Raw genomic sequence first — 5,736 nt, forward strand, 5'->3', positions numbered from 1 at the left:
CGTGCATGACTGGGTAATGCCGTTGCTGGCTGCTATCGAAGCTGGCCCAGACACGCGCTCCAAATACCGGCTTTTGCTGTTGAGCGGCTTGGATTGCGGACGTCTCGTTGCGGCCGATAACGGAACGTCCTCTTCGGACAATTAAGCTACGTCCCTGGCATCGACGGCAGTTGTAATCCTGTTCGCAGGTCGGGTCACGTCACTCGTTGGTGACGGGGTGCGGTAGACCCGTGCAGGTTCTGCATGAGCCTTCAGTCCGGCGCCGGTTGCGACCATTGGACCCACCCGGAACGTAAGGCAGTTCCTTCCGTTGGATGGCAGATGCCGACGTCATCGACCAGGAAACAGGAGGAAACTCACAATGGTCCGCAAGATACTAGCTACGGCCGCGACGGCAGCTCTCATGTCGACGGCGCTCTGCACGGCGGGTGCTCACGCCGCAAATACCAGCAACCCCGCTGCCCAGACGGAGGTTGTTGCCCCGGTCGCTGATGGCAAGCTCGTCTCCAAGATCATGGGAGCGGCCGTCTATGACAGCACCGCCGACGACGCGACGAAGATAGGCGATGTCAATGACATCGTCCTGGACAAGGACGGGAACGCCAAACTCGTCGTCATTGGCGTCGGCGGATTCCTTGGCGTGGGGGAAAAGAACGTAGCCTATGATTTCAGTAAACTTGAATGGGTCACCAAGAAGGGCGATCGCTGGTTAGTCGCAAAGACGACGAAGGATGAGCTCAAAGCTCAACCCAATTTCGATACCAAGGCTTATGATACCGCGGCAGCACCCACGGCGCAGACGACTAACAGCCAAGCGGCTAATGGCAAAATCGATACGACCTCGACAGCCTCGATCGACAAGTCGTCCCTGACCGAAATGCCGTCAGACAAAATCAGTGCGGCAAATCTGATCGGAACCAATGTCTATGGAGCAGATGATGCGAAGGTCGGCGAGATCGGCGACGTCATCCTGACTGGTGACAAGAAGGTCGACGCAATAATCGTTGATGTAGGCGGCTTTCTGGGCATTGGCGAAAAGAAGGTCGCGGTCGCTATGGAGAACCTCAAGTTCATGACCGACAAGAACGGCAACCGTTACCTCTACACGAACTTCACCAAGGACCAGTTGGAGGCGCAGACTGCCTACGACAAGGCCACTTACGCCCAAAACCGGGACAAGCAGCGCATCATCGTCAACAAATAAAAAATCATCGCGCAGCGCTCGCCCGTGTGGCGGGCGCTTCGGCTGGAAAACGCAGGAGCGGACTTGAAATTAGCCGACGAGGTCCGTCATAGCTCTGAAGATATCAGCGACCTCGTCCTGTCCGATGTCGTTTCTGCGCTTCATCGACGAGTTAGGGTCAGCCACGAGTTCGACATTCCCTACGTTGCTGGGTACAGCACGGATGCAAGGACGATTTACATCGACCGACATCTGCCGCGCACCATCAGGTGGAGAGGCAAGGACGTGCGGCTCGAACCATTTCTGGTGTGCCACGAAATTGTTGAAAAAGCTCTCTTGGACGAGTTGCGGCTTCATTATCTGCACGCCCACCAAATTGCCTCGCGCATCGAAAGAGATGCGGTGAGAGGGGCTGGCCTGACCTGGCGGCACTACCAAAGCGTCATCAAGGGGCACGAGAAAGCGATCGATGAAGAACAGCTTCAGTGCGTGCCAGGGGAGTTAGATCTCACGCCTTACAAGGACCTGAAGGATTACCCATTGCTCCGACGGCTGGTCGAAGCATCGCAGTAGCTCGTTGCGCGGGATGGTCCAAGGCACAGAGACAGCGGGAGATTGAAGCAGGCACACTGTCAAATCTTCTCGCCATTGGAACTTCCCGACGCACTGCTGGTTCGCCTGCATAGGGACGACTGAGGCCTATTCCGACCTGTGCATTCTGCAGGCAGAGCGCCTCGCCAACAGGAGACGGCCATGAAACATCAGACACTTGAAGAACTACATGAGGTCGCGGAAGTCGAAGTATCCTTTCCGGCTATGACGCGAGGGCAGCGTTTGGAACATTGGGCCATGCTGCTCGAGCGAAATCCCGAGCGGCGCCTCGCCGCTTTTCCCGGGACGGAATACATGACCTTGGACGTGCGTGACAAGGCGCGGTCCCTGGACTCCGCGCTCAGCGTCGCTTTCGCTGATCCGATATTGCGCGCGCAGGGATTGAAGAACGATACCTATGGCGAAGCGAAACGCTTCTTCGAGCTTACGGATTGGCAGTTGCACGCTATTGTCTGCCATTGCCATGTCGGCGGGACCATGAAAGCCGGATGGGCTGCCATTCAAGTTCGGTCTGCCATCGGCATCGAAGGAAAGCTTTTCAGCAGATTGCGTGAAGCGATTACCCATTGGCCGGTATTTCGCATTTTGACCCATGCGAGGGAGTAACGTCGCCTCGGAAAGCGAAAAGGCAGCGAGTGAACAGTCCAAGCAGATGCATCTGGGCCCGAAGATCGCTAATTATGAGAATACGGGCGAGCGTCGCCCGTATTCTCTTTGCATCCGATGGCCGCGATCACTCTCCTCGAAGGTAATCCTCTCAGATCCACGGCATAGGGTAATACTATGTACCTCGTTCGGACGCACCGCTTCGCGCATGGCGTCGTGGCGCTCACATACTGTCCGCACTGACTGCCATCCGCGGTCGGCCGAACAAGGCGGTCGCGAACTTCAAAATGGGGTGCCTGCTCTTCTCGCAAGATGCGCCCAAGGCGCCGGCGCTGGGGCGCGGTCAAGCGGCGTGGCAAGGTGCCGCCTGCGGATCGTCGATAATTGGCAAGGAGCGGCCCTTGCATGCGGCGGCCGAAAGCCGGGGGTTGATTGAGACACTCGGCCTAAGTTGAGCCCAAGTGGATTTCGGCATAACCAGCTCATTACGAACGGACCAACGGTGTCGACCGAGGTCCGGCACTAGATGCAATCAGTCGGCCTGATTTTCAGCAATTCCTGATTTTCACCAACCTTTGTGAATTTCATAAGAAAGGTCGAGGAGTGCCTAACCAGCTCTTCACCATAGTGACAACGGCTTCGGAACCTTCATGACCGCAGCGGACTTCTCGGCTTCATTATAAATTCGAATGAAGGGGCCCCTGCATGAAAGTCACCGCAGCAGGCATCGACCGCATCAAGATCGGCAATGCGGACGCAAGCGGCCAAGGCGCGCATTTCGTCGTTTGGCTTTATCTTCAGGTTGACGAAGGCGGCACACAGACCGGTCAGGAGCTGGTGGTATCGGTGCCATACGATGCGCGGATGACATTCGATGATCTCGCTACCCAGGCTTTCGAGAAGGCGCACGCCATGCTTCGCGCCTGCTGCGAGATTGATGAGACCATGTGGTGGAAGCAGTTCAACCGCAGCCTGGCGCCGTTGCCCGAATGGACGCCCGGCGCCCAATAGTTGGTCGGCGGCGAACCAGGCGTGGAGACTGGCTGGACGCCGGCCCCCGCAATGCGGATGGGGATTCAGTTCGCATCGTCTGCTTCAGGCGCATGACGACCTCCAGCATGTCACCCTGCGATGTCCGCGTCCGGGCAGAAGCTAAGTTTGCATCAATGGCCGAGATGAAGGCGCAAAGCTCCCCTTCAATTCAGGATCGTAACCCAGGGCTTGCAAACAACGTGAATCAGGCGTCAGGACCCCCTCAGGAAAGGCGCCGTCGCGCGCGAAGCAATTGGCGATAGCCGCGCTCGACCATCTTCAAGCCGTCGCGCACTAAGCGATGCGTCTGATACCGAAAAGCCGAGTCGTGCCAGTCGGCGGCGCTGACCAGTCGCCGACCGAACAACGCGGTCGCGACTTCAAAATGGGATGCATGCTCTTCCCGGCCATCGAGGCATCGCAGCATGTGGCCAAGGCGCCGGCGCTGGGCCGCGGTCAAGCGGGCGTCGGGAAGGTGTTGCCTGTGGATCGAGCGGATGAACCGCTCGATTGCCTGCAGCCGGTCGTGCGCCATGTCATCGAGCGGGATGACGGCGGCAAGCGGTTCGCCTGGCTTGGTGTCGCCGAGGAGCGCCAGTTGCGTGCCGCCCGGCGAAGAGCGCATGTGAAGGCCGGCCTCGTCACGTCGGCCCGCGGCCAGCTGGACGCCGGAGGTGCTGCCCTGGCCCGTGCGCAGTTCGGGCGGAGCCTCTACAAGGTTGACGACCCCAGGGTTAATCTGAGGCGCCCAATAGACGGGTTGCTCCACCGCCGACTGGTCAGGCCGGGCGGCGAAACTGCAAACCCCAGCGCTTGCGCAATGCGCGCATCGCGTTAGCCGAGCGTGAGGTTGCGTAGTCCTGCTGGTATTGCGGATTGCGTCGCAAGAATTCCCAGGCAATCTCATCGGCGGCGGCGCCTTTGATAAACGCATATGCCTGTGGGTCACGCCACTGCGATGTATCCGGCTTCATCCGCATCCTTCCCTTCTCAAGGATTTGATAGGGGGACGCGGTGTTAAGCGAAATCCTTGGATTCCGTCATTGACGAATGGAAGAGGAGAGATTTCAGCGCCCAGCGGTCAGGTTAGGAATGCGGGAGCTACTGCCTTGCGCCGTGTAGTGTTTTGAATGTGTTCGTCCAGGCGCGATAGGCCTCGTCATCGCCTTGGCTCCACGCATCGAAGGCGCGCCAGGCGGCGAAAGATGATGCAGGCTGCTCGAGCAGCGCTCCGATCGACTGATCGCCTGCGGGCCAGCCGGCCGGCTGGTCGCAAATCGCGTCTTGCGTGAGACGCCGCAGGTCGGCCAATGCGGAGCGGATGTGCGGCAGCGGAAATTCGAAGATGTCGGTGTTGTCCTTCGCTTCCCGAACCACGACCGCAAGTTTGGCGATTACGCCTGCCAGCGATTGAGCAGGCGTCGAAACGAGCTCAGCCAGTAAGGTGTCGGCCCTCTCGGCATCATCCTGTTCCCGGGCATCGAGATCGCCGCAGTCGGCGCTAGCCCCCTCCCCGCGGCCAATAAGTGCGCCGGTGGGCAAGGGTACGCCGTGGTCCAAGAGCCTCTCCTCCTCTTCCTGCTGCTCCCGGACGCAGGATGCCAGCATACCAACATGGGCGTCGATCCAGGCAAGGGACAGGAGAAGTGCGGGATCGGGTGACAACCGAGCTTCGGCTGACGGGCCGGCACGCTTTTTGGTCAACGGAAATTGCATCTCCCGTCCAAGCGTGACGGAAGGCAAAGTCGTGGTATTGTCGGAATCAGCCGTGATCCGAGCTCCACACAGCTTGGCTTTGGTCAGGTCGGGCAAGGTGTTCCTGCACCCTGCTCGACCGTTTCACCGCCGCTCAAGCGACCTGGAGATCATCTCTCGTGAGCCGCAGGCGGTGGCAACTAGCGGTGATTTAAGTGAGCGCAGGCAAAAAATCAAGCCCTATGGCATCAAATGATACTTTTAGTACGAATGAAATTACAAGCGGACAAATGCGAGCCGCACGTGCTTTGCTTCAATGGGATCAGAAGACGCTTGCGGAGCGGTCCAAGGTCTCGCTCGCTACAATCAAGCGACTAGAGCCCCTAACCGGTCCAATAAGTGCAAACAGAGTGACCATTGACGCGTTGCGACGAGCATTCGAATCCGCAGGTATTCAGTTTATCCCGGAGAATGGTGGTGGGGCGGGCGTCCGGCTCGCCAGCCGTTCTGATCAATTATAGGCGAGCTTGCGCGATCACCGGCAGAAGACGCCTCGCCCGGTACCGGCGAGGCGCCTTCCAGTTCACTCGCCGCTGCGGCGGTTGGGG

The 5,736-nt window shown here is 58.9% G+C and carries 7 protein-coding genes; 4 read left to right on the forward strand and 3 right to left on the reverse strand.

The window, feature by feature from the left end; genetic code table 11:
- Positions 1 to 361: 361 nt before the first annotated feature.
- From FJ980_RS28950 to FJ980_RS28965, 4 genes are all read left to right on the forward strand, one after another.
- Positions 362 to 1,204, forward strand: a complete 843-nt coding sequence (locus tag FJ980_RS28950; RefSeq protein ID WP_140547058.1) for a PRC-barrel domain-containing protein — start codon at positions 362 to 364, stop codon at positions 1,202 to 1,204.
- A 63-nt stretch (positions 1,205 to 1,267) separates the two neighbouring features.
- Complete coding sequence (locus FJ980_RS28955; protein WP_181175743.1) at positions 1,268 to 1,756, forward strand: hypothetical protein; 489 nt, start codon at positions 1,268 to 1,270, stop codon at positions 1,754 to 1,756.
- A gap of 180 nt (positions 1,757 to 1,936) precedes the next feature.
- Positions 1,937 to 2,401 carry a hypothetical protein gene (locus tag FJ980_RS28960; protein WP_140547059.1) on the forward strand — a complete coding sequence of 155 codons (465 nt, stop codon included), beginning with the start codon at positions 1,937 to 1,939 and terminating at the stop codon, positions 2,399 to 2,401.
- A 705-nt stretch (positions 2,402 to 3,106) separates the two neighbouring features.
- Positions 3,107 to 3,412 (forward strand): hypothetical protein, encoded by a 306-nt coding sequence (locus tag FJ980_RS28965; RefSeq protein ID WP_140547060.1) that lies wholly within the window; start codon positions 3,107 to 3,109, stop codon positions 3,410 to 3,412.
- Between the two features lie 244 nt (positions 3,413 to 3,656).
- Here the strand turns inward: FJ980_RS28965 and FJ980_RS28970 are convergent, their stop codons facing one another.
- The 3 genes from FJ980_RS28970 to FJ980_RS28980 all read right to left on the reverse strand — a co-directional run bounded on the left by FJ980_RS28970 (position 3,657) and on the right by FJ980_RS28980 (position 5,245).
- Positions 3,657 to 4,202: a DUF2285 domain-containing protein gene (locus FJ980_RS28970; RefSeq protein ID WP_246676589.1), complete on the reverse strand. Its 546-nt coding sequence runs from the start codon at positions 4,200 to 4,202 to the stop codon at positions 3,657 to 3,659.
- 10 nt (positions 4,203 to 4,212) lie between these two features.
- Positions 4,213 to 4,407 carry a DUF6499 domain-containing protein gene (locus FJ980_RS28975; RefSeq protein WP_140547061.1) on the reverse strand — a complete coding sequence of 65 codons (195 nt, stop codon included), beginning with the start codon at positions 4,405 to 4,407 and terminating at the stop codon, positions 4,213 to 4,215.
- 127 nt (positions 4,408 to 4,534) lie between these two features.
- Positions 4,535 to 5,245: a hypothetical protein gene (locus tag FJ980_RS28980; RefSeq protein ID WP_246676591.1), complete on the reverse strand. Its 711-nt coding sequence runs from the start codon at positions 5,243 to 5,245 to the stop codon at positions 4,535 to 4,537.
- Positions 5,246 to 5,736 lie beyond the last annotated feature (491 nt).

It is taken from the genome of Mesorhizobium sp. B1-1-5, from assembly GCF_006443065.1.
GTDB lineage: Bacteria > Pseudomonadota > Alphaproteobacteria > Rhizobiales > Rhizobiaceae > Mesorhizobium.